This is a genomic window from Citrobacter amalonaticus (assembly GCF_001559075.2).
Taxonomy (GTDB): Bacteria; Pseudomonadota; Gammaproteobacteria; order Enterobacterales; family Enterobacteriaceae; genus Citrobacter_A; species Citrobacter_A amalonaticus_F.
Map to the genome: position 1 here is coordinate 1,790,890 of NZ_CP014015.2, position 22,167 is coordinate 1,813,056.

The window sequence follows — 22,167 nt, forward strand, 5'->3', positions numbered from 1 at the left end:
CTAAATCGTGCGGCGGCGGGTTAACGCAACACCTGCGCCGATAAGCCCCCCCACGATGCCCCACATCACCATCAGGAAGGCACGGCGCGGGCTATCGCGTTTTACCGGTTCTTCCGGTGTACGCAAATAGCGATAGGTCTGAAAACGCGGGTCCAGAGTTGGACCCACATTCAATGTATTTAGCATGGCTCGATTCTGGAAGTAGTCCAGATCGAAAGAGGGGCCGACCGCCTGTAAATTTTCAAGGCGCGCCTGGAGCATTGGACGTCCGAGCAGAAACAGCTCCGAATCCGGTAATTCATCCGCCGGTACATCGGTTGCACTGCGGGAGATATTGTGTTGTTCCGCGATTTTAAGCGCCTGTTCAATGCTGCTCACGCGGCGGGAGAAAATCGCTTTCGCCACCTCTTCCTGACGTTTGACCTGCGCCTTCATTTGCACGGTCCGCGCAGCCCACGCGCCTTTCAGTTCTTCGTTGAGATGGCTTGCCGCACGCTGACTGGAGAACGCCACATACTGACGCAGCAGATTGTTCGCATCAGGCGCGGTTTCGGCAATGAGCTTGACGCTGTCGTTAATTGCGCGGGCAAAATCACCGGGGGTGAACTGAATGTTATTGATCATCTCATCCAGCATGGCGGCATCGGCCTTGCTGTTGCCAACCATCCGCTGCTTGTAATAGTCGGTTTGCAGCCAGAAGTCGCGACGCGTATCCCAGGAGGCCAGTTGCATCACGAACTCTTTATAGGCTTCATCCATCACCGAAGGTTGATCGCCTGACGCGTTGTCCGCTTTCGTATCCAGATTCCGCAAAAACTGCTGTTGAGAATAGTAACCCCCCAGCATATTCACCGTGGGGCGATCGGAGATCGCGGTCGCGCTCCACTCCTGACGAGCAAAAAAAGTATACGCCAGCGCGATCAGCGCGAATAACAGCGCGATACCGACAATCCACACCTTCCCGGCCCACAAGGTACGAAACAACCCACGAATATCCAGTTCATTTTCAGCGCTCACAGCGTGTGCCCCCGGTAATGGTTGAGTCATCGCACCCTCATTTACTTGGTTAATTTTGGATTGTTATCACGGTTTCTTCGTAATCTGCGCTTCATGCGCTTAATAAACCTCGCCACCTTCCATGCACGCTTAATGCAGTAACCGTAGAGGAAGAATGCTAGCAAAAAGAGCACCAGCATGACCCATTCCGGGACAAAATGAGAATATTCCGCCAGCACGCCAATCGAGGCCAGTATTGCGGCGGCAAGTGTGATCAGGACAAACGCCTGACGGGAAGTAAACCCTGCACGCATGATCAAATGATGAATATGCTGGCGGTCTGGCGAGAAGGGGCTCATCCCTTTACGCAGACGACGATACATGATGGCCACCATGTCCATCAGCGGAATGGCGATGATCCACAGCGCGGTAACCGGGCTTATCGGGTGCGTTTTCCCCTGGGTGGTTTCAAGCAGGATCCAGATAACGGTAAAACCAATCAGCGTACTGCCGGCATCACCCATAAACACTTTATAGCGACGGCCAAGCGCACCGAGGTTCAACAGGATATAGGGCAGGATGGCGGCGATCATGGCAAAGCACCAGATAGCCAGACTGGTCTGTCCATCAAACCACAGAATAAGCCCCATTGCGGCAAATGAGACGCTTGAGAGTCCGCCTAATAAACCATCGATACCATCCACCATGTTGAAGGCGTTGATCGCAGCCCATACGGCGAAGAGCGTGAGGAAATAACCAAACGGCCCGAGCACCATCTCCCACGGGCCAAAGATATAACCCAGGCTGCTGAGATAGAGCTTGCCCACCACCATCATAATTACGCCGATAGCAGCCTGAATGGTGGCGCGAATTTTTACGCTAATATCAAAGCGATCGTCCAGTGCGCCGATAAAGACCAGGACACCGGCACAAGCCAGATAGAGAGCAGCGTGGGGGATATAGACATTCACAATGCTAAATGTGAAACAAATCCCCGCATAAACTGAGATGCCCCCAACCAACGGTATCAATCCCTGGTGGCGTTTACGGAAGTTGGGTTTATCCACTAAACCGACCTTTTTTGCGACCTTCCGCGCAAAAAACAGGAACAGTGTCGTGAATAAAAAAATACTGATGAGATCAGTACTGACTGTCAGTAAATTCACAATGCGTGCTCTCAGAGAAAATTATAAGCAGAAGTATAACCACGAAGGCCTGTATTCAGAAGGGAAACTCCACTCCGAACCGTCTGTTTTGTATAATTATTAACCACGTGTCGCACTTGATGGCTGACGCACGTGCAGCGGAGGACGATAACCCCTGATTTGTTAACTTGTCGTTAAGATTACAGACATAAAAGCAAAACGCCACGTAAAAACGTGGCGTTTTCGGCTGAGAGCACGTTTACGAGCGCTTCATCATGTCGAAGAAATCGTCGTTAGTCTTGGTCATCGCCAGTTTATTAATGAGGAATTCCATTGCGTCGATTTCGCCCATCGGGTGAATAATCTTGCGCAGGATCCACATTTTCTGCAGCTCTTCCTGAGTGGTGAGCAGCTCTTCTTTACGGGTACCGGAACGGTTGTAGTCGATAGCCGGAAAGACGCGTTTTTCAGCAATCTTACGAGAGAGATGCAGTTCCATGTTACCGGTGCCTTTAAACTCTTCGTAGATGACTTCATCCATCTTAGAGCCGGTATCGATCAGCGCCGTTGCGATGATGGTCAGGCTGCCGCCCTCTTCCACGTTACGCGCCGCACCGAAGAAACGCTTCGGACGATGCAGGGCGTTAGCGTCCACACCACCGGTCAGCACTTTACCGGAGGCCGGAACCACGGTGTTGTAAGCACGCGCCAGACGGGTGATGGAATCGAGCAGAATGATAACGTCTTTTTTGTGTTCAACCAGACGTTTCGCTTTCTCGATCACCATTTCCGCCACCTGAACGTGACGGGATGCTGGCTCGTCAAAGGTAGAAGCAACGACTTCACCTTTCACCAGACGCTGCATCTCGGTCACTTCTTCCGGACGTTCGTCAATCAGCAGCACCATCAGCACACAGTCAGGATGGTTGTAAGCGATGCTCTGCGCAATGTTTTGCAGCAGCATGGTTTTACCGGCTTTCGGCGGCGCGACGATCAGACCACGCTGACCACGACCGATTGGTGAAGCCAGATCCAAAACGCGCGCCGTTAAGTCTTCGGTCGAACCGTTACCACGTTCCATACGCAGACGAGAGTTTGCGTGCAGCGGGGTTAAGTTTTCGAAGAGAATTTTGTTACGGGCGTTTTCCGGTTTGTCGTAGTTAACTTCGTTAACTTTCAGCAGCGCAAAGTAGCGTTCGCCTTCTTTTGGCGGGCGAATCTTACCAGAGATGGTATCACCAGTGCGGAGGTTGAAACGGCGGATTTGGCTGGGGGAAACGTAGATGTCATCAGGACCGGCGAGGTAGGAGCTGTCTGCAGAACGGAGGAAACCAAATCCATCCTGCAATATCTCCAGCACACCGTCACCAAAGATATCTTCGCCACTCTTTGCGTGCTGCTTCAGGATGGCAAAAATAATGTCCTGCTTACGCATACGAGCCAGGTTTTCCAGCCCCATATTTTCGCCGAGAGTGATCAGCTCAGAAACCGGCGTATTCTTTAATTCGGTAAGATTCATAGTGGTGTGAGTTCTTAAACTTGGGGTAAATCTCGAACTTAATGTTGTGAATGGTATGGCAGGGTCATCCATGCCTGTTTACGGCCATCAACTCATGTCTGTTCGCTGTCTGGTCACAGGAAAGTACGCAGAACTGAAACGACAAGACGGATTGAATGATAAGCCAGGAATCTGTCCACTTCGCGTGCGAGAAAAAACGGGAAGTATTGGAGTTATCAAGATTCAAACTTAATAAGGTATGTTTAATACGAAGTCAACACTAACTTAGCACGACTCAAGTCGGGCGTCCAGTCATCCGAATCAATTAGGATACTGGGCACCCGAACATGAGACACCCGGCTTACGCCAGGTTAGCGTCGAGGAACTCTTTCAGCTGACCTTTGGACAGTGCGCCCACTTTGGTCGCTGCAACCTCACCGTTCTTGAACAGCAGCAGGGTCGGGATGCCACGGATACCATACTTCGGCGCAGTGCCTGGGTTTTGGTCAATGTTCAGTTTAGCAACCGTCAATTTGCCCTGATATTCGTCAGCGATTTCATCCAGAATCGGGGCGATCATTTTGCACGGTCCGCACCACTCTGCCCAGAAATCAACGAGGATCGCCCCGTCCGCTTTGAGTACATCCGTGTCAAAACTGTCGTCAGTCAGGTGAATAATTTTATCGCTCATATAAACTCCACAGGAATAAGCCTGGTGTGTTGGTGTATACACATCATCCTTTAAGCTGCCTCTTTGTTGGCTGCGCTCATCGCTCCGGTCACGTACTCTGTACGCTTTTGTGAACGCGTTCGCTTGCCGCCTCGACGCATCATGAATGATTTGTGTACAGCATTAACCAACTAAAGGTTGACTTTATTTCACCGGATACGCTTTCGTAAAGCAATAGTAAGCTGATATTCTACCACACTATGAGCAAAACACATTTAACAGAACAGAAGTTTTCCGACTTCGCCCTGCACCCAAAGGTTATCGAAGCCCTTGAAAATAAAGGCTTTCATAACTGCACGCCCATTCAGGCCCTCGCACTGCCGCTTACGCTGGCTGGTCGCGATGTTGCAGGGCAGGCGCAAACCGGTACCGGAAAAACGATGGCGTTCCTGACGTCAACGTTTCATTATCTTCTCTCTCATCCCGCGATTGACGATCGCAAGGTGAACCAGCCACGCGCCTTAATTATGGCGCCGACGCGTGAGTTAGCCGTGCAGATCCACGCCGATGCCGAGCCACTGGCACAGACGACCGGTCTGAAGCTGGGTCTCGCTTACGGCGGTGACGGTTACGACAAACAGCTAAAAGTGCTGGAAAGCGGCGTCGATATTCTCATCGGCACCACGGGTCGTCTGATCGACTACGCGAAACAGAATCACATCAACCTGGGCGCCATCCAGGTGGTGGTCCTCGATGAAGCCGATCGCATGTACGATCTGGGCTTTATTAAAGATATCCGCTGGCTGTTCCGCCGCATGCCGCCGGCCAACCAGCGCCTGAACATGTTGTTCTCTGCCACCCTCTCTTACCGCGTTCGTGAACTGGCGTTCGAACAAATGAACAACGCCGAATACGTTGAAGTCGAGCCGGAACAGAAAACGGGTCACCGTATTAAAGAAGAGCTTTTCTATCCGTCTAACGAAGAGAAAATGCGCTTACTGCAAACGCTGATCGAAGAAGAATGGCCGGATCGCGCCATCGTATTCGCGAACACCAAACACCGCTGCGAAGATATCTGGGGCCATCTGGCCGCCGATGGTCATCGCGTTGGCTTGCTGACCGGCGATGTGGCGCAGAAAAAACGTCTGCGTATTCTCGATGAATTCACCCGCGGCGATCTGGATATTCTGGTCGCAACCGACGTTGCCGCGCGCGGCCTGCACATTCCTGCCGTCACGCACGTCTTTAACTACGATCTGCCGGACGATTGCGAAGACTACGTACACCGTATCGGTCGTACAGGCCGTGCTGGCGCAAGCGGTCACTCCATCAGCCTGGCCTGTGAAGAGTACGCCCTGAACCTGCCCGCGATTGAAACCTACATTGGTCACTCTATTCCGGTCAGTAAATATAATCCGGATGCGTTGATGAACAATCTGCCGAAACCGCTGCGTCTGACGCGCACGCGTCCTGGCAATGGCCCGCGTCGCTCTGGCGGTGCCCCGCGTAATCGTCGTCGTTCAGGTTAAGAAAAGTTATGCCATACACAAAATCATTCAGCCCGTATCAAGGCAGCAAGAAAACGAATCCCGATGAGCTCACTGTAGTCAGTGATTCGGGTGAGAGAACGCCGCCAACACAGATACAGGTTGAAGGATGAAGTGTATGAATTCTACCTCGTTGTACGCCGCTATCGATCTCGGTTCCAATAGTTTTCATATGCTGGTCGTACGCGAGGTAGCGGGTAGCATCCAGACGCTCACGCGCATTAAACGCAAAGTGCGTCTGGCCGCCGGTCTGAACAGCAGCAATGTTCTTTCTGCTGAAGCAATGGAACGCGGCTGGCAATGTCTGCGTCTGTTCGCCGAGCGCCTTCAGGATATTCCGCTGCCGCAAATCCGCGTGGTCGCCACGGCAACCTTGCGTATCGCGGTGAACGCCAGCGAGTTTATCGCTAAAGCGCAGGAAATTCTCGGTTGTCCGGTTCAGGTCATCAGTGGTGAAGAAGAAGCGCGCCTGATTTATCAGGGCGTGGCGCACACCACTGGCGGAGCGGATCAGCGTCTGGTCGTCGATATTGGCGGCGCCAGTACCGAACTGGTCACCGGAACGGGGGCGCAAACCACCTCCCTGTTCAGCCTGTCGATGGGCTGTGTCACCTGGCTCGAACGCTACTTTACCGATCGCAATCTGGCACAAGAGAATTTCGACGAAGCGGAAAAAGCCGCGCGCGATGTGCTGCGCCCGATCGCCGATGAACTTCGCTATCACGGCTGGAAAGTCTGCGTCGGTGCCTCCGGTACCGTTCAGGCGTTGCAGGAAATCATGATGGCGCAAGGGATGGATGAGCGCATCACGCTGGCGAAATTGCAGCAGTTGAAACAGCGGGCGATTCATTGCGGTCGTCTGGAAGAACTGGAAATTGAAGGCTTAACCCTGGAACGCGCGCTGGTGTTCCCCAGCGGGCTGGCCATTCTGATCGCCATCTTCACCGAGCTCAATATTCAGTGTATGACCCTGGCCGGTGGGGCATTGCGTGAAGGGCTGGTCTACGGGATGCTGCATCTCGCGGTGGATCAGGATATTCGCAGCCGCACGCTGCGTAACATTCAGCGCCGGTTTATGGTGGATACCGAACAGGCGCATCGCGTTGCGAATCTGGCGGTCAGTTTTCTCGATCAGGTAGAAAATGAGTGGCATCTTGAGCCGATCAGCCGCGAACTGCTGATCAGCGCCTGCCAGTTGCACGAGATTGGCCTGAGCGTTGATTTTAAGCAAGCGCCTCAGCATGCCGCCTATCTGGTCCGTAATCTGGATCTGCCGGGCTTCACGCCGGCACAGAAAAAACTGCTCGCCACACTATTGTTAAATCAGACCAACCCGGTCGATCTCTCGTCGTTGCATCAGCAAAATGCCGTACCACCGCGTGTGGCGGAGCATCTTTGTCGTCTGCTCAGACTGGCGATTATCTTTGCCAGCCGCCGTCGTGACGATCTGGTGCCAGCCATTACGTTACAGGCGTCAAATGAAATTCTCGCCTTAACGCTGCCGCCGGACTGGCTGGAACAGCATCCGCTGGGGAAAGAGTTGATTGAACAAGAAAGCCAGTGGCAGAGCTATGTCCACTGGCCTTTAGAAGTGTGTGAATGATTCACAGCCGGAGGGCGGCGTAAACGCCTTATCCGGCCTACAACCTACGATTTTTCTCTTTTCGCCGCCATCATGGCTTTCAGATTCGCCAAATGGCTCTGCCCTTTCTGCATTCGCTCTTCGGCGCTCACCACTTTACGCTCCTGCTCCCAGATCAGATCGTCCTGCGGTAACTCCAGCAGGAAGCGACTCGGCTCCGGGCGCACCAGTTCACCGTACTGACGTCGCTCTTTACACAGCGTAAAAATCAACTCTTTCTGCGCTCGGGTGATGCCGACATAGGCCAGACGGCGCTCTTCATCAATGTTGTCTTCATCGATGCTGCTCTGGTGCGGCAGGAAACCTTCTTCCATACCCACCATAAACACATACGGGAACTCCAGCCCTTTCGAGGCATGCAGCGTCATCAGTTGCACCTGATCCAGCTCTTCCTCGCTCTCGCCGCGCTCCATCATGTCACGTAGTGTGAAGCGGGTGACAACCTGAGTGAGCGTCATCGGCTCATCCAGTTCGCTACCTTCCAGCATTTCGGTCATCCAGCTAAACAGCTGGTTAACGTTTTTCATGCGCATTTCAGCGGCTTTTGGGCTCGGCGAGGTTTCGTAAAGCCAGGATTCGTAATCAATTCCGTGGATGAGATCGCGAACGGCGGCAATCGGCTCACGTTCAGCCAACCGCTGAACCTCACCCAGCCAGTGGGTAAAACGGGTGAGCGAGTCATAGCCACGCCCGGTGAGCGTCTGGCTCAGCCCCAGATCAAAACTGGCGGTAAACAGGCTCTTGTTCCGCGTCATCGCCCACTCGCCCAGTTTCTGCAGCGTGGCGGGGCCGATTTCACGTTTTGGCGTATTCACGATACGCAGGAACGCGCTGTCATCATCCGGATTGGTCAACACCCGCAGATAGGCCAGCAAATCTTTAATTTCCGGACGCGAAAAGAACGAGGTGCCGCCGGAAATTTTGTAGGGAATACGGTTCTGCATGAGGAATTTTTCGAACACCCGCGCCTGGTGGTTGCCGCGATACAGAATGGCGTAATCTTTATATTCCGTTTTATTCACAAAGTGATGGGCGATGAGTTCCCCGGTCACCCGCTCGGCTTCGTGCTCCTCATTATTCGCACTCAGAACTTTGAGTTCCGCGCCATATCCCAGCTCGGAAAAAAGCCGTTTTTCAAAGACGTGCGGGTTATTGGCGATAAGGATGTTCGCCGCCTTCAGGATCCGCCCGGAGGAGCGGTAGTTCTGCTCCAGTTTGATCACCTGTAATGCCGGGAAATCCTGACTTAACAACACCAGGTTTTGCGGACGCGCCCCGCGCCAGGAGTAAATCGACTGATCGTCGTCCCCCACGACGGTGAATCGCGCCCGGTTTCCTACCAGCAGTTTCACCAGTTCGTACTGACTGGTGTTGGTGTCCTGATATTCATCCACCAGCAGATAGCGAATCTTGTTCTGCCAGCGCTCACGCACCTCTTCATTACGCTGCAACAGCAGCGTCGGCAGCAAAATCAGATCGTCAAAGTCGAGGACGTTACAGGCTTTCATATGCGCATCGTACAGCCCGTAACAGTGCGCAAAGATACGATCGCGCTCGCCTTTCGCACCGGCGGCCGCCTGTGCGGGTGTTTTGAGATCGTTCTTCCAGTTCGAGATCGTCGAGATCAACTGTTGCAGTACAACTTTGTCGTCTTCAATCAGCCCTTCCGTCAGATCTTTGAGCAGCGCAACCTGGTCCGTGTCATCAAACAGCGAGAAATTCGATTTCATCCCCAGCGCGGCGTATTCGCGTTTAATCACCTCCAGCCCTAACGTATGGAAAGTGGAGATCATCAACCCGCGCGCTTCTTTGCGTCCCAGCGTCTGTCCGACACGCTCTTTCATCTCGCGCGCCGCTTTGTTAGTAAAGGTCACCGCCGCAATATGTCGCGCCTGGTAGCCGCAGCCACGGATCAGGTGAGCGATTTTATTGGTGATAACGCGTGTCTTACCGGAACCCGCACCCGCCAGCACCAGGCACGGTCCGGTGACGAATTCGACAGCTTGTTGTTGGCCGGGGTTTAAACGCATAGGAAAAAGTGCTCAATCTTCGAACGGGGGACGAATTGTAGCAGAAAGCGAGGCCAAGGGAGTAACAGGCTGCCTGCCCGTCAGGCAGCCTGAAAAATATCCATCAGGATGCGCTGGCCGCGAGCGGCGAATAGCCGTTACGTTTTGCGCTCAGAATCCAACTGTAAGAACCCATCACCGCAATGGCTGTCAGCAGGACATACTCCAGCGACATGGCATAGACGCCCTGAACCGCATAAATCACGACGCTAATGACATCAATAAGCACCCACAGCAACCAGTTTTCCACATACTTGCGGGTCATCAACACCATTGCGGCAATCGACAACACCAGCATGGTGGAATCCCAGAACGGGAAAGCATCCGGCTGTAGCTCTGGCATTGCCACCGACACTCCCACAGTGTGCAACAGCGCAAGCATGATACGGGTGAGTGTCGCAAATACCGGATCAATAAACAGTGTCATCAACAGGATAGCAACAATGCAAACACCACCCAGCGCCAGCGTTTGTTGTCGGGAAAGCCAGCGAACTTTCAACGTCGCCTCTTGTTCCTCATTCTGGCGACTCCACGCATACCAGCCGTAGATATTCGCCGCAAAGAAGAACACCTGAAGCAGTAAACTGGCATACAGTTGGATCTGGAAAAAGATCGCGGCAAACAGAGTGACGTTAATCAGTCCGAACAGGTAATTTATAATTTTTTCCCTGCTGGCGTACCAGATACACAGTAAGCCAAAGACCGTACCGATAGCCTCAATCCACGAGAGCGCATACCCACCCTCTCCGAGAGGAATGTTGACCATTACGTTGTTAATACTGAAAAAATCCATCACTGTTCTCCTTGCTGACTATCAAAGTAAATGGCCTGTAGCGCCAGAGAAACCTGATGAATTTCACCCTGCTGACACCGCATTTCTTGTTGCACATAATTATTGATGCTGCTGTCCAGACAGCCGTTATGGGTGACAACCACATTGAGCAACGACGCCGTTCGCAGCCCGCGTAGCGCACCGACCACCATCAGTGCGGCCGTCTCCATATCTGCGCCAAGAATGCCGCGAGCAGACCATTCCGCATCCAGTTCAGCCTCGCGGTCGGTATAAAAACTGTCATGGCTGCGTACCAGTCCGCAACGGGCGGGAATGTTCATTTGCAACGCCAGTTGCATCAGCGTTGCCGTGAGCTGCGGATCCGCGCATGCCGGATAGCTGACAGGCGCATAGGTTTTACTGGTGCCATCATCCGCGACCGCACCATGGGCAATAATCACCTCGCCCAGCGCCAGCGTATCCTGCAATGCTCCGCAACTTCCGATTCGGATCAGCGTGTTGACGCCAATCTGGCGTAACTCTTCAATCGCAATAGCCGTTGATGGTCCACCGATTCCCGTCGATAGCACCAGAATTTCAACGCCCTTATACTCACCACGCGCCGCGCGAAACTCCCGGTTTTGCCCCAGCATTTCGGGCTTATCCAGAAAACGAACGATTCGATCCACGCGTTCGGGATCGCCAGGCAATAGCGCATACCTTGCGCTCGTCATGTTTTTGCTTAATCGAATATGGGGTTGCATCTCTTGTCTCCTTACGCCCCTGGCGCTTAACTTTCCGCCTCCCGCTTCAGTTTTTCAGGAGCCAGCAGAACAATACGATCCCCATCGGTATCAATAATTTTCAGTGACTTAAGATCGTGCAAAATACGGTTAATACTGCGTGTCGTCGCCGCAAATTCCTGACTCAGATTTTGCTTATCCAGCAAAATAGACGTCGATTTATTATGTTGATATCGCTGCCATAATGCCTGGCATACCCGCTGGTGCAGCGAATATAAATTGTCGCTACTGGCCTTTTTCGACAGTTGATAATATTGCTGACTGAAGAAGCGTAATATTCGCTGGTTGAAATGATTATCCAGCGCCAGCCAGTGATTAAAATGTTCCTGCGACAGACTTAACAGTTGGACATTTCCCACCGCCACCACCGAGCAGATGTAATGCCGCGACTCAAATATCTCCAGTTCACCCAGCATGTCGCCTTTGCAGTAATGTGCCTGTCGATAACGACGACCATCTTCAGCCTCGTAAAAGACATCCACTTCACCCGATACGATCAGGGAAAACTGTCGACAGACCTCCCCCTGACGGCAAATCAGCGCGCCGCACGCGATATCGTCAAAACGCCAGCGCTGCATGACCTCCAGCGGGCAGTATTTGAGGAGTTCATACAACAGGGGGTCGTCTACAACCTGAGTCAATCCGACCAGCCAGTCGCCTGAAAAATCTGCTTTTTTCATTGTGTTCATGTTATCGCGTCCCTCTGACGGAAAGACAGGACCGCTGTCCCGCTCCCTCAGGAATACACTGGATGAAAATGCTATCTATCTCCCGATTCGATAAACCCGATGAGACATCTGTCCTGCGCTGGCGAAGAGTATATGTCTGACGCCCTGAGGAATGATAAAGTGGCGGGCAACCTTTGAGACATGAGAACGAAATAATGGCAAAAACCGCAGCAGCACTGCATATTCTTGTTAAAGAAGAGAAACTGGCACTGGATCTTCTGGAGCAGATTAAAAACGGCGCCGACTTCGGCAAGCTGGCGAAGAAACACTCTATCTGCCCGTCCGGCAAAAGAGGCGGTGACTTAGGTGAATTCCGCCAGGGCCAAATGGTCCCGGCGTTCGATAAAGTGGTCTTTTCCTGCCCGGTGCTGGAACCTACCGGCCCACTGCACACCCAGTTCGGCTACCACATCATCAAAGTGCTGTACCGTAACTAAGCAAAAGCCCAGAGCATTCAGACTCTGGGCTTTTTTTGCCGGATGGCGCGACGCTTATCCGGCCTGCGAAATCCTCTCTTTTTGTAGGCCGGATAAGGCGTTCACGCCGCCATCCGGCCATTCAGCAACATCTTAGCCAGCAACGGCAATGCGCTTCATATCGGTCATATAGCCACGCAGTTTCTGGCCGACTTTCTCGATAGCATGGCTGCGAATCGCATCGTTTACATCACGCAGTTGAGCGTTATCCACTGCGCCTTCAGCAATCGCTTTACCCAGGTCGCCGGTCTGCAGCGTCGTCATAAACTCTTTCAGCAGCGGTACGCAAGCGTAAGAGAACAGGTAGTTACCGTATTCTGCAGTATCAGAAATAACCACGTTCATTTCGTACAGACGCTTACGCGCGATGGTGTTGGCGATCAGCGGCAGCTCGTGCAGTGACTCGTAGTACGCGGACTCTTCGATGATGCCAGAATCCACCATCGTTTCGAACGCCAGCTCAACGCCTGCTTTCACCATGGCGATCATCAGCACGCCTTTATCGAAGTACTCCTGCTCGCCGATCTTACCGTCAAACTGCGGTGCGGTTTCAAACGCGGTTTTACCGGTCTCTTCACGCCAGGTCAGCAGTTTCTTATCGTCGTTGGCCCAGTCAGCCATCATGCCGGAAGAGAACTCACCGGAGATGATGTCATCCATGTGTTTCTGGAACAGCGGCGCCATAATCTCTTTCAGCTGTTCGGACAGTGCGTAAGCGCGCAGTTTCGCCGGGTTGGACAGACGGTCCATCATCAGCGTGATACCGCCCTGCTTCAGCGCTTCAGTAATGGTTTCCCAGCCGAACTGAATCAGTTTCTCGGCATACGCCGGATCGGTACCTTCTTCCACCAGTTTATCGAAGCACAGCAGAGAACCGGCCTGCAGCATGCCGCAGAGAATGGTCTGCTCGCCCATCAGGTCAGATTTCACTTCCGCCACGAAAGAAGATTCCAGCACGCCCGCACGGTGACCGCCGGTCGCTGCAGCCCAGGCTTTAGCAATCGCCATGCCTTCGCCTTTCGGATCGTTTTCCGGGTGAACCGCGATCAGCGTCGGCACACCGAAACCACGTTTGTACTCTTCACGTACTTCGGTACCCGGACACTTCGGCGCCACCATCACCACGGTGATGTCTTTACGGATCTGCTCGCCCACTTCAACGATGTTGAAACCATGAGAGTAACCCAGCGCCGCGCCGTCTTTCATCAGCGGTTGTACGGAACGCACCACGTCGGAGTGCTGTTTGTCTGGCGTCAGGTTAACCACCAGGTCCGCCTGCGGGATCAGTTCTTCATACGTGCCGACTTTGAAGCCGTTTTCAGTCGCTTTACGCCAGGACGCGCGCTTCTCAGCAATCGCCTCTTTACGCAGTGCGTAGGAGATATCCAGACCGGAATCACGCATGTTCAGGCCCTGGTTCAGACCCTGAGCGCCACAGCCGACGATGACCACTTTTTTACCCTGAAGGTAGCTCGCGCCATCGGCGAACTCATCGCGGCCCATAAAGCGACATTTACCCAGCTGTGCCAGCTGCTGGCGCAGGTTCAGTGTATTAAAGTAGTTAGCCATAGTGGTGTACTCCGTGATGTTGTGTTGTGGTGCTTATTATTCGGTTCGCTTTTGCGAGAATGAATCCACTATATGACAGGAAATTTATTGCGGAAATTGATATATTCACAACGTCACGTTGCAATAACTGCAACGTAAAAATGAAGAGGTTCGCCGGTGGATTTACGCGATCTGAAAATGTTCCTGCATCTGGCGGAAAGCCGCCACTTTGGTCGCAGCGCGCGGGCGATGCATGTCAGCCCTTCCACACTGTCACGACAGATCCAGCGCCTTGAAGAAGACCTCGGCCAACCGTTGTTTGTCCGCGATAATCGCACGGTTACGCTGACCGAAGCCGGCGAAGAGCTACGAACGTTTGCCCAACAGACGCTGTTGCAGTATCAGCAATTGCGCCACACTCTCGATCAGCAAGGTCCGTCGCTGTCGGGGGAACTGCATATTTTCTGCTCGGTGACCGCTGCCTATAGCCATCTGCCGCCCATCCTCGATCGCTTTCGCGCTGAACATCCCTCAGTAGAAATTAAGCTCACCACCGGCGACGCCGCCGATGCCATGGAAAAAGTGGTAACCGGCGAAGCGGATCTGGCGATTGCCGGAAAGCCGGAGACGCTGCCCGGTGCGGTGGCGTTTTCAATGCTGGAGAATCTGGCGGTGGTACTCATTGCCCCGGCGCTACCCTGCCCGGTACGCAATCAGGTTTCGGTGGAGAAACCCGACTGGTCTACGGTGCCATTCATCATGGCCGATCAGGGACCCGTGCGCCGTCGCATTGAACTGTGGTTCCGTCGCCATAAAATCAGCAATCCGCAGATTTACGCCACCGTGGGCGGGCATGAAGCGATGGTGTCGATGGTCGCGCTCGGCTGTGGCGTGGCGCTACTGCCCGAAGTGGTGCTGGAAAACAGCCCCGAACCGGTGCGTAATCGCGTGATGATTTTAGAACGCAGCGACGAGAAAACCCCGTTCGAACTGGGCGTCTGTGCGCCGAAAAAGCGGCTGCATGAGCCGCTCATCGATGCGTTCTGGAAAATAGTCCTCGAAAGGAAAATCGACGAAGGACGGTAATGGTTACAGATCCGCCGGGTCAATTTGCTTCAGCGTTTCCACCTGCATGAGCCACTGGTACAGCGGTTCCAGCTGGCGGAAACCGTCGGCCAACAGCGTCACCAGATCGGCATGGAAGAGTTTTTCCACGTCGGTATCCGTTGCCATTGCCGCAAAGGATTTGCGGTGATACCAGTCGGAAATCGTCGGTTCAAGATCCTTTACCAGCAGCCGCTTATAGCGCTCTCCCACCAGCTCAAACGGTGCCCGACAACAGTCAGCCACTTCCAGAAACTGCGTGGGCCGTTGTTTTAGCGTATGACGAAACAGATCCATCGTCGGCTTACTGGCACTGTAGTAACCCAGTCCATAGCGCAACGTATCGGGGCTGATCTCAAAAAAATACGCGGGCGCATCGGTCCAGTTTTTGGCTGAACGTTTGAAGGTCAGCCACATCCGGCTACGGTAAAGCGATTTGTCATGGGAAAAGCGGGTATCACGGTGAATGCGCGACAGCGTCTTGCCGATGGCGGAACGGGTTTCCAGCAGTGGGTCAATTTCCAGCATCACTGGCGCTAAGTCATCCACCAGCGCCCGGAACGGCGTGAGTATGCTGCGGTCATAAATAAAACGGTGCTCCTCGAACCACGTTTTATCATTTTCAATTTTTACCTGCTGAAGAAACGTCAGCCCTTCCTGCGCAAATCCCTGAAAGCGTCCAGCCATCTGCTTGCCTCTAAAATAATTGCCGGACGGCGCAAAGCCCTGCGCCATCCGGTCATACCAACACGCTTAACCCGCGAGGAAAAAGCGAAATGCCGGGTTATGCGTTTCGTCGTGACACTCATAGCCCAGTTCTTGCAGTCGCGTTTCGAAATCGGGTTCGTGATCGCCCAGTTCAAACGCGGCCAGGACGCGACCATAGTCCGTGCCGTGGCTGCGGTAATGGAACAACGAGATATTCCAGTGGGTCCCCAGCGTATGCAAGAACTTGAGCAGCGCGCCGGGTGATTCCGGAAACTCGAAGCTGAATAAACGTTCCTGTAGCGGTTTCGACGGACGTCCACCCACCATGTAACGCACGTGCAGCTTCGCCATTTCGTCGTCAGAGAGATCGACCACGCTGTAGCCACCGTCGCGCAACAGATTCAGGATCTCGGTGCGTTCTTCCATCCCCCTGCTCAGCCGGACACCGACGAAAATGCAGGCGTTCTTATCATCGGCAAAGCGATAGTTAAATTCAGTGACCGAGCGACCGCCCAGCAGCTGGCAAAACTTCAGGAAGCTGCCTTTTTCTTCCGGAATGGTCACGGCCAGCAGCGCCTCACGCTGTTCGCCCAACTCGCAACGCTCGGAAACGTAGCGCAGACCGTGGAAATTGACGTTAGCGCCGGAAAGGATATGCGCCAGACGTTCGCCGCGGATGTTGTGCTGAGCGACGTACTTTTTCATTCCCGCCAGCGCCAGCGCGCCGGAAGGTTCTGCCACTGCGCGCACATCCTCGAACAGGTCTTTCATCGCCGCACATATCGCATCGCTATCCACGGTGATGATGTCGTCGAGATATTCCTGGCACAGACGGAAGGTTTCATCGCCAATGCGCTTCACCGCCACGCCTTCGGCAAATAGCCCAACGCGCGGGAGATCGACCGGATGACCCGCATCCAGCGCCGCTTTCAGACAGGCGGAGTCTTCTGCTTCCACCGCAATCACTTTGATTTGCGGCATCAGCTGTTTGATCAGTACCGCAACGCCCGCCGCCAGACCGCCGCCGCCGACCGGCACAAACACACGATCGAGATGAGCATCTTGCTGAAGTAATTCCAGCGCCAGCGTCCCCTGACCGGCAATCACCATCGGATGATCGAATGGCGGAACCCAGGTAAAACCCTGCTGCTGCGACAGTTCAATCGCTTTCGCTTTCGCTTCATCAAAGTTTGCGCCATGCAGCAGTACTTCACCGCCGAAGCCACGAACGGCATCGACTTTGATATCCGCCGTCGCAACAGGCATCACGATCAGCGCCTTCACGCCCAGACGAGCGGAGGAAAACGCCACGCCCTGGGCATGGTTGCCCGCAGAAGCGGTGATGACCCCGTGAGCTTTTTGCGCCTCGGTCAGCCCTGCCATCATCGCGTAAGCGCCACGAAGCTTGAAGCTGTGCACCGGCTGCCGGTCTTCGCGTTTCACCAGAATCACGTTATCCAGGCGCGATGAGAGCTTTTCCATTTTTTGTAGCGGCGTCACCTGCGCCGCCTCGTATACCGGCGCGCGGAGTACCGCACGCAGATATTCTGCCCCTTCCGGGGCCGCTGACAGAGGTTGTGATTCGGCCATCATCAGCCTCCCAGTTTCGATTTATCGCGGACCGCGCCTTTATCGGCGCTGGTCGCCAGACTGGCATAGGCGCGCAGCGCAAACGACACCTGACGCTGACGATCTTTCGGTGTCCAGGCTTTGTCGCCGCGTGCTTCCTGTGCTTCACGACGCGCCGCAATTTCCGCATCGCTCAGTTGCAGCTGAATGCCACGGTTCGGAATATCGATAGCAATCATGTCACCGTCTTCAATGATCGCGATATTGCCACCGCTGGCCGCTTCCGGTGAAACGTGACCAATGGAGAGACCAGAAGTGCCGCCAGAGAAACGACCATCGGTAACCAGCGCGCACGCTTTGCCGAGGCCCATCGATTTGAGGAAGGTGGTCGGGTAGAGCATTTCCTGCATCCCCGGTCCGCCTTTCGGCCCTTCGTAGCGGATCACAACCACATCGCCTGCTACCACTTTGCCGCCGAGAATAGCGTCAACCGCCTCATCCTGGCTTTCATACACTTTGGCCGGGCCAGTGAATTTCAGAATGCTGTCATCCACGCCGGCGGTTTTGACGATGCAACCATTCTCCGCGAAGTTACCGTAAAGTACCGCCAGACCACCATCTTTGCTGTAGGCATGTTCCAGCGAACGAATACAACCCTCAGCGCGATCGTCATCCAGCGAGTCCCAGCGGCAATCCTGCGAGAACGCTTCTGTGGTACGAATACCCGCAGGGCCTGCGCGGAACATCTGCTTCACGGCGTCATCTTGCGTCACCGTGATGTCATACTGCTCAAGGGTTTGCGGCAGCGTCAGCCCCAGCACGTTCTTCACGTCCCGGTTCAACAGGCTCGCGCGATCCAGCTCTCCCAAAATCCCCAGCACCCCGCCCGCACGGTGAACATCTTCCATGTGGTATTTCTGCGTACTCGGCGCCACTTTGCACAGCTGCGGCACTTTACGGGAAAGCTTGTCGATATCACTCATCGTGAAGTCGATCTCCGCTTCCTGCGCCGCCGCCAGTAAGTGCAGAACGGTATTGGTGGAACCGCCCATCGCGATATCCAGCGTCATGGCGTTTTCAAACGCCGCCTTGCTGGCAATGTTGCGCGGCAGCGCGGAGGCGTCATCCTGCTCGTAATAACGTTTAGTCAGCTCAACAATGCGTTTACCGGCATTGAGGAACAACTGTTTACGGTCGGCGTGGGTCGCCAGCAGAGAACCGTTACCCGGCTGCGACAGGCCCAATGCTTCGGTCAGGCAGTTCATCGAGTTTGCGGTAAACATCCCGGAACAGGAACCGCAGGTCGGACAGGCGGAACGTTCAACCTGATTACTCTGATCGTCAGACACTTTCGGGTCTGCACCCTGAATCATGGCATCAACCAGATCGAGCTTGATGATTTTGTCAGACAGCTTAGTTTTCCCGGCCTCCATCGGACCGCCGGAAACGAAGATCACCGGAATATTCAGGCGCAGGGAGGCCATCAGCATCCCCGGGGTGATTTTGTCGCAGTTGGAGATACAGACCATCGCATCGGCGCAATGGGCATTCACCATATACTCCACCGAGTCGGCGATCAGCTCGCGCGACGGCAGTGAATAAAGCATGCCCCCGTGGCCCATGGCGATACCATCATCCACGGCAATGGTATTGAACTCTTTAGCCACGCCGCCGGACGCTTCAATCTGCTCAGCGACCAGTTTACCGAGATCGCGCAGGTGCACGTGCCCTGGCACAAACTGGGTGAATGAGTTCACGACGGCAATGATCGGTTTGCCAAAATCGGCATCCGTCATTCCGGTTGCGCGCCACAGCGCGCGGGCTCCTGCCATATTGCGGCCATGAGTGGTGGTGGCGGAACGGTACTTAGGCATGCGTTATTTACTCCTGGTGTCTGTTTTCCCTTCATACTTCACGCCACAGGTGCGTTGGCTGCCTCACTCATCCCTGTCACTTACAACGGTAAGCTCCAGGGAATTCGCTGTGTTGCCGCCTTCCTGTGACGCGAATTATTTTGGGAATAATAATTTTTTTGTTATGAATTTACCTGATCCAACCAGCCCCATTTGTCCTCGGTTTCACCGGTAAACAGGCCGAAGAACGCTTGCTGGATGCGTTTGGTGACCGGACCACAGCGGCCTTCGCCCACCTGGATGCCGTCAACGCTGCGAACCGGGGTGATTTCCGCCGCGGTACCAGACATGAAGACTTCATCCGCCAGATACAGGGATTCGCGGGACAGAACCTGCTCGCGGACTTCAATACCCAGTTCTTTCGCCAGTTTAATGATGGCGTCACGGGTGATCCCCGGCAGCGCGGAAGAGGTAAACGGCGGGGTAAATAGCACACCGTCTTTCACTTCAAACAGGTTTTCACCGGCGCCTTCGGAGATATAACCATTCACATCCAGCGCAATACCTTCCTGATAGCCATGACGACGCGCTTCGCTACCGACCAGAAGTGAAGAAAGGTAGTTACCGCCCGCTTTTGCCGCGGTCGGGATAGTGTTAGGTGCGGCACGGTTCCACGACGAAACCATTGCATCGATCCCCTGTTCCAGCGCTTCAGCGCCCAGGTACGCGCCCCAGGGGAACGCGGCAATGATGACGTCGGTGGAGTATCCCGGAGGCGGGTTCACGCCCATACCCACATCGCCAACAAATACCAGCGGGCGAATATAAGCGCTGGTCAGGTTATTTTTACGGATCACCTCACGGCAGGCTTCCATCAGTTCATCCACGCTCTGAGAGACCGGGAAACGATAAATTTTGGCTGAGTCATGCAGGCGTTGCATATGTTCGCGATGACGGAACACCACCGGGCCTTTGTGCGAGTCATAGCAACGGATGCCTTCAAAGACAGACGTACCGTAGTGCAGCGCGTGGGACATTACGTGAACTTTCGCGTCTTCCCAACGAACCATCTCGCCATTGAACCAAATGTAATCAGCTTTTTTCGTCGTCATTTCTTCTTCCTGTCACGCTTACGCGCGGATTTGTTGTGATGTTGTTGTGCTCTGGCAGATGGCAACATGTGCCACATCCACCAGCTTACTTAACTGACTAAACAGTAAGTCGACCGACCGTGGGCTGGCAACGGTCAATTCGATATTTATATTCTGCGCGTCACGGGCGGCTTCCATATTCATGGCACATACCTGAAAACCACGGTGACGTACCACACGTAAAACACGTTCCAGCGTTTCCGGGTTAAAGCGAGCCTCTACGGCGACCTGATGTTGCATCATGATAATTTCTCCAGCATTTCAGAGTTGCTGGCGCCAGGCGGCACCAGTGGCCAGACATTCTCAAGTTCGTCGATTGAGACATGAAGCAGGTATGGCCCGTCGCTGTTCAGCAGGGTATCGAGTGCCGCTTCAACCTGGTCTTTTCGGGTGATGTGTTGGCCAGGGATGCCGAAGGCGCTGGCTAACCTGAGGAAATCGGGGTTATCGGTCAGGGTGGTTTCGCTATATCGTTCCTGGAAAAACAGCTGCTGCCATTGTCGAACCATGCCTAACCGTTGGTTATCCAGTAAAACTATCTTCAACGGTAACTGCTTACGTTTTACGGTGCCCAGCTCCTGAACATTCATCATGAAGGAGCCGTCACCGGAGATACAGATAACAGTGTCGTCCGGTCGCGCAACCTGCGCCCCAACGGCAGCCGGTAAACCAAAGCCCATCGTGCCTAAGCCGCTGGAGGTGATGAAATTCTCCGGGCGACTGTACGTCATATGTTGTGCAGACCACATCTGATGCTGGCCGACATCCGTCGTTACTACACTGTTTTCAGGCTTACGTTCCGACAGCTGTTTCAACAGCAGCGGCGCGTAGATAGCCTCTCCGGGATGATCGTAACGCCAGGTGTGGTCAGTACGCAGTTCCGCATTACGCTGACGCCATTCATCGATGTCGACCGGCTGTTGCAGTGCAGGCAGCAGCGCATTCAAATCGCCCTGCAAGGTGACATGCGCCCGGCGCAGTTTGTTCAGTTCGGCCGGGTCGATATCCATGTGGATCACGCTGGCATGCGGCGCGAAGGTATCCAGTTTACCGGTCACCCGGTCATCAAAACGTGCGCCTACCGCAATCAGCAAATCACACTCCTGAACGGCGAAGTTCGCGGCTTTGGTGCCATGCATGCCAAGCATCCCCAGATAGTAGGGATAATCCGCCTCGACAGCACCCAGTCCTTTCAGCGTGCAGGTGACAGGCATTTGCGTTACCGCAATAAACTCACGCAGCGCCGGAACCGCCTGCGCCATTCCTACGCCGCCGCCCACGTACAGCATCGGTTTTTGCGCCTGGGCCAGCATTTTTCGTGCCTGCTCAACGTCAGCCTGAGGGAAAACAGCCGCGTTTTCGACGGTCGTGAAATACGGCTCCAGCGCTCCGCTGGCTAACTGGATATCTTTCGGGATATCAACCAGAACCGGACCCGGACGACCGGTATTAGCGACCTCAAATGCCTCGGCCATGATGCGTGGCAACTCTTCCAGCGACTGCACCAGGAAACTGTGCTTGGTACAAGCCAGCGACAGCCCCAATACGTCCACTTCCTGAAACGCATCAGTGCCGATGAGCGGCGCAGCAACCTGCCCGGTGATCGCTACAACAGGGACCGAATCTAACAGCGCATCCGCAAGTCCGGTGATTAGGTTGGTTGCCCCCGGACCAGAAGTGGCGATGCAGACACCCGTTTTACCGGTGGAACGGGCATAGCCAATGGCTGCGATCGCAGCCCCCTGTTCATGTCGGCACAGGAGGTGTTCCACGCCACCGTCGTACAACGCATCGTAGACCGGCATAATTGCGCCACCGGGATAGCCGAATACTGTCTCGACACCCTGTGCACGCAACGCATGTACCACCCACTGTGCTCCATTCATAG

At 54.2% G+C, this 22,167-nt stretch carries 20 protein-coding genes; 4 read left to right on the top strand and 16 right to left on the bottom strand.

Annotated features, from left to right (window positions below; all coding sequences use genetic code 11):
- From wzzE to trxA, 5 genes are all read right to left on the bottom strand, one after another.
- On the bottom strand, nt 1–1,047 hold the full coding sequence (gene wzzE / locus AL479_RS08600; RefSeq protein WP_061075785.1) for an ECA polysaccharide chain length modulation protein: 1,047 nt from the start codon (nt 1,045–1,047) through the stop codon (nt 1–3).
- A gap of 11 nt (nt 1,048–1,058) precedes the next feature.
- On the bottom strand, nt 1,059–2,162 hold the full coding sequence (wecA, locus tag AL479_RS08605; protein ID WP_061075786.1) for a UDP-N-acetylglucosamine--undecaprenyl-phosphate N-acetylglucosaminephosphotransferase: 1,104 nt from the start codon (nt 2,160–2,162) through the stop codon (nt 1,059–1,061).
- A gap of 238 nt (nt 2,163–2,400) precedes the next feature.
- Entirely contained in the window at nt 2,401–3,660 is a 1,260-nt protein-coding gene (gene rho, locus AL479_RS08615) for a transcription termination factor Rho (RefSeq protein WP_002437993.1), read from the bottom strand.
- Nucleotides 3,661–3,747: 87 nt separating this feature from the next.
- Nucleotides 3,748–3,867 carry a rho operon leader peptide gene (locus tag AL479_RS08620; protein WP_071887707.1) on the bottom strand — a complete coding sequence of 40 codons (120 nt, stop codon included), beginning with the start codon at nt 3,865–3,867 and terminating at the stop codon, nt 3,748–3,750.
- A gap of 133 nt (nt 3,868–4,000) precedes the next feature.
- On the bottom strand, nt 4,001–4,330 hold the full coding sequence (gene trxA, locus AL479_RS08625) for a thioredoxin TrxA (RefSeq protein ID WP_001280776.1): 330 nt from the start codon (nt 4,328–4,330) through the stop codon (nt 4,001–4,003).
- A 239-nt stretch (nt 4,331–4,569) separates the two neighbouring features.
- Between trxA and rhlB the strand changes: the two genes are divergently transcribed.
- Nucleotides 4,570–5,838 (top strand): ATP-dependent RNA helicase RhlB, encoded by a 1,269-nt coding sequence (gene rhlB, locus AL479_RS08630; protein ID WP_061075787.1) that lies wholly within the window; start codon nt 4,570–4,572, stop codon nt 5,836–5,838.
- Nucleotides 5,839–5,974: 136 nt separating this feature from the next.
- Nucleotides 5,975–7,459 (top strand): guanosine-5'-triphosphate,3'-diphosphate diphosphatase, encoded by a 1,485-nt coding sequence (gene gppA, locus AL479_RS08635; protein ID WP_061075788.1) that lies wholly within the window; start codon nt 5,975–5,977, stop codon nt 7,457–7,459.
- 44 nt (nt 7,460–7,503) lie between these two features.
- Here the strand turns inward: gppA and rep are convergent, their stop codons facing one another.
- The 4 genes from rep to AL479_RS08655 form a co-directional block, all read right to left on the bottom strand.
- A complete protein-coding gene (gene rep, locus AL479_RS08640; RefSeq protein ID WP_042326068.1) occupies nt 7,504–9,528 on the bottom strand; it encodes a DNA helicase Rep in 2,025 nt (674 codons plus the stop codon).
- 103 nt (nt 9,529–9,631) lie between these two features.
- Nucleotides 9,632–10,360, bottom strand: coding sequence for a nicotinamide riboside transporter PnuC (pnuC, locus tag AL479_RS08645; protein WP_061075789.1), 729 nt, complete (start codon nt 10,358–10,360; stop codon nt 9,632–9,634).
- Nucleotides 10,360–11,103, bottom strand: coding sequence for a nucleoside phosphorylase (locus AL479_RS08650; protein ID WP_061075790.1), 744 nt, complete (start codon nt 11,101–11,103; stop codon nt 10,360–10,362). Before AL479_RS08650 ends, pnuC begins: the two co-directional genes overlap by 1 nt.
- A 26-nt stretch (nt 11,104–11,129) precedes the next feature.
- Nucleotides 11,130–11,831 carry a Crp/Fnr family transcriptional regulator gene (locus tag AL479_RS08655; protein WP_061075791.1) on the bottom strand — a complete coding sequence of 234 codons (702 nt, stop codon included), beginning with the start codon at nt 11,829–11,831 and terminating at the stop codon, nt 11,130–11,132.
- A gap of 194 nt (nt 11,832–12,025) precedes the next feature.
- Between AL479_RS08655 and ppiC the strand changes: the two genes are divergently transcribed.
- The gene (gene ppiC, locus AL479_RS08660) at nt 12,026–12,307 is read left to right on the top strand and encodes a peptidylprolyl isomerase PpiC (RefSeq protein ID WP_001140251.1); all 282 of its coding nucleotides are present in this window, start codon (nt 12,026–12,028) and stop codon (nt 12,305–12,307) included.
- A 132-nt stretch (nt 12,308–12,439) separates the two neighbouring features.
- Here the strand turns inward: ppiC and ilvC are convergent, their stop codons facing one another.
- Nucleotides 12,440–13,915 carry a ketol-acid reductoisomerase gene (gene ilvC / locus AL479_RS08665; RefSeq protein ID WP_061075792.1) on the bottom strand — a complete coding sequence of 492 codons (1,476 nt, stop codon included), beginning with the start codon at nt 13,913–13,915 and terminating at the stop codon, nt 12,440–12,442.
- Nucleotides 13,916–14,071: 156 nt separating this feature from the next.
- Between ilvC and ilvY the strand changes: the two genes are divergently transcribed.
- Nucleotides 14,072–14,980, top strand: coding sequence for an HTH-type transcriptional activator IlvY (gene ilvY / locus AL479_RS08670; RefSeq protein WP_042326059.1), 909 nt, complete (start codon nt 14,072–14,074; stop codon nt 14,978–14,980).
- 3 nt (nt 14,981–14,983) lie between these two features.
- On the opposite strand, the gene AL479_RS08675 is transcribed toward ilvY, so the two are convergent.
- From AL479_RS08675 to ilvG, 6 genes are all read right to left on the bottom strand, one after another.
- Nucleotides 14,984–15,685, bottom strand: a complete 702-nt coding sequence (locus tag AL479_RS08675; RefSeq protein ID WP_061075793.1) for a DUF2461 domain-containing protein — start codon at nt 15,683–15,685, stop codon at nt 14,984–14,986.
- 66 nt (nt 15,686–15,751) lie between these two features.
- Nucleotides 15,752–17,296 (bottom strand): threonine ammonia-lyase, biosynthetic, encoded by a 1,545-nt coding sequence (ilvA, locus tag AL479_RS08680; RefSeq protein WP_043001785.1) that lies wholly within the window; start codon nt 17,294–17,296, stop codon nt 15,752–15,754.
- Between the two features lie 2 nt (nt 17,297–17,298).
- Complete coding sequence (gene ilvD / locus AL479_RS08685) at nt 17,299–19,149, bottom strand: dihydroxy-acid dehydratase (protein ID WP_061075794.1); 1,851 nt, start codon at nt 19,147–19,149, stop codon at nt 17,299–17,301.
- Nucleotides 19,150–19,310: 161 nt separating this feature from the next.
- Nucleotides 19,311–20,240, bottom strand: a complete 930-nt coding sequence (ilvE, locus tag AL479_RS08690; RefSeq protein ID WP_061075795.1) for a branched-chain-amino-acid transaminase — start codon at nt 20,238–20,240, stop codon at nt 19,311–19,313.
- Between the two features lie 18 nt (nt 20,241–20,258).
- On the bottom strand, nt 20,259–20,522 hold the full coding sequence (gene ilvM / locus AL479_RS08695; protein ID WP_042326055.1) for an acetolactate synthase 2 small subunit: 264 nt from the start codon (nt 20,520–20,522) through the stop codon (nt 20,259–20,261).
- The gene (gene ilvG, locus AL479_RS08700) at nt 20,519–22,165 is read right to left on the bottom strand and encodes an acetolactate synthase 2 catalytic subunit (protein ID WP_061075796.1); all 1,647 of its coding nucleotides are present in this window, start codon (nt 22,163–22,165) and stop codon (nt 20,519–20,521) included. The genes ilvM and ilvG overlap by 4 nt, the downstream gene beginning before the upstream one ends.
- Nucleotides 22,166–22,167 lie beyond the last annotated feature (2 nt).

Coding starts and splice junctions, on each gene's coding strand:
- AL479_RS08655 (WP_061075791.1), bottom strand. CDS start 11,831: ATGAACACAATGAAAAAAGCAGATTTTTCAGGCGACTGGCTGGTCGGA.
- trxA (WP_001280776.1), bottom strand. CDS start 4,330: ATGAGCGATAAAATTATTCACCTGACTGACGACAGTTTTGACACGGAT.
- pnuC (WP_061075789.1), bottom strand. CDS start 10,360: ATGGATTTTTTCAGTATTAACAACGTAATGGTCAACATTCCTCTCGGA.
- rho (WP_002437993.1), bottom strand. CDS start 3,660: ATGAATCTTACCGAATTAAAGAATACGCCGGTTTCTGAGCTGATCACT.
- ppiC (WP_001140251.1), top strand. CDS start 12,026: ATGGCAAAAACCGCAGCAGCACTGCATATTCTTGTTAAAGAAGAGAAA.
- wzzE (WP_061075785.1), bottom strand. CDS start 1,047: ATGACTCAACCATTACCGGGGGCACACGCTGTGAGCGCTGAAAATGAA.
- AL479_RS08650 (WP_061075790.1), bottom strand. CDS start 11,103: ATGCAACCCCATATTCGATTAAGCAAAAACATGACGAGCGCAAGGTAT.
- ilvA (WP_043001785.1), bottom strand. CDS start 17,296: ATGGCCGAATCACAACCTCTGTCAGCGGCCCCGGAAGGGGCAGAATAT.
- AL479_RS08675 (WP_061075793.1), bottom strand. CDS start 15,685: ATGGCTGGACGCTTTCAGGGATTTGCGCAGGAAGGGCTGACGTTTCTT.
- ilvG (WP_061075796.1), bottom strand. CDS start 22,165: ATGAATGGAGCACAGTGGGTGGTACATGCGTTGCGTGCACAGGGTGTC.
- ilvM (WP_042326055.1), bottom strand. CDS start 20,522: ATGATGCAACATCAGGTCGCCGTAGAGGCTCGCTTTAACCCGGAAACG.
- ilvE (WP_061075795.1), bottom strand. CDS start 20,240: ATGACGACGAAAAAAGCTGATTACATTTGGTTCAATGGCGAGATGGTT.
- rep (WP_042326068.1), bottom strand. CDS start 9,528: ATGCGTTTAAACCCCGGCCAACAACAAGCTGTCGAATTCGTCACCGGA.
- rhlB (WP_061075787.1), top strand. CDS start 4,570: ATGAGCAAAACACATTTAACAGAACAGAAGTTTTCCGACTTCGCCCTG.
- ilvD (WP_061075794.1), bottom strand. CDS start 19,149: ATGCCTAAGTACCGTTCCGCCACCACCACTCATGGCCGCAATATGGCA.
- ilvC (WP_061075792.1), bottom strand. CDS start 13,915: ATGGCTAACTACTTTAATACACTGAACCTGCGCCAGCAGCTGGCACAG.
- gppA (WP_061075788.1), top strand. CDS start 5,975: ATGAATTCTACCTCGTTGTACGCCGCTATCGATCTCGGTTCCAATAGT.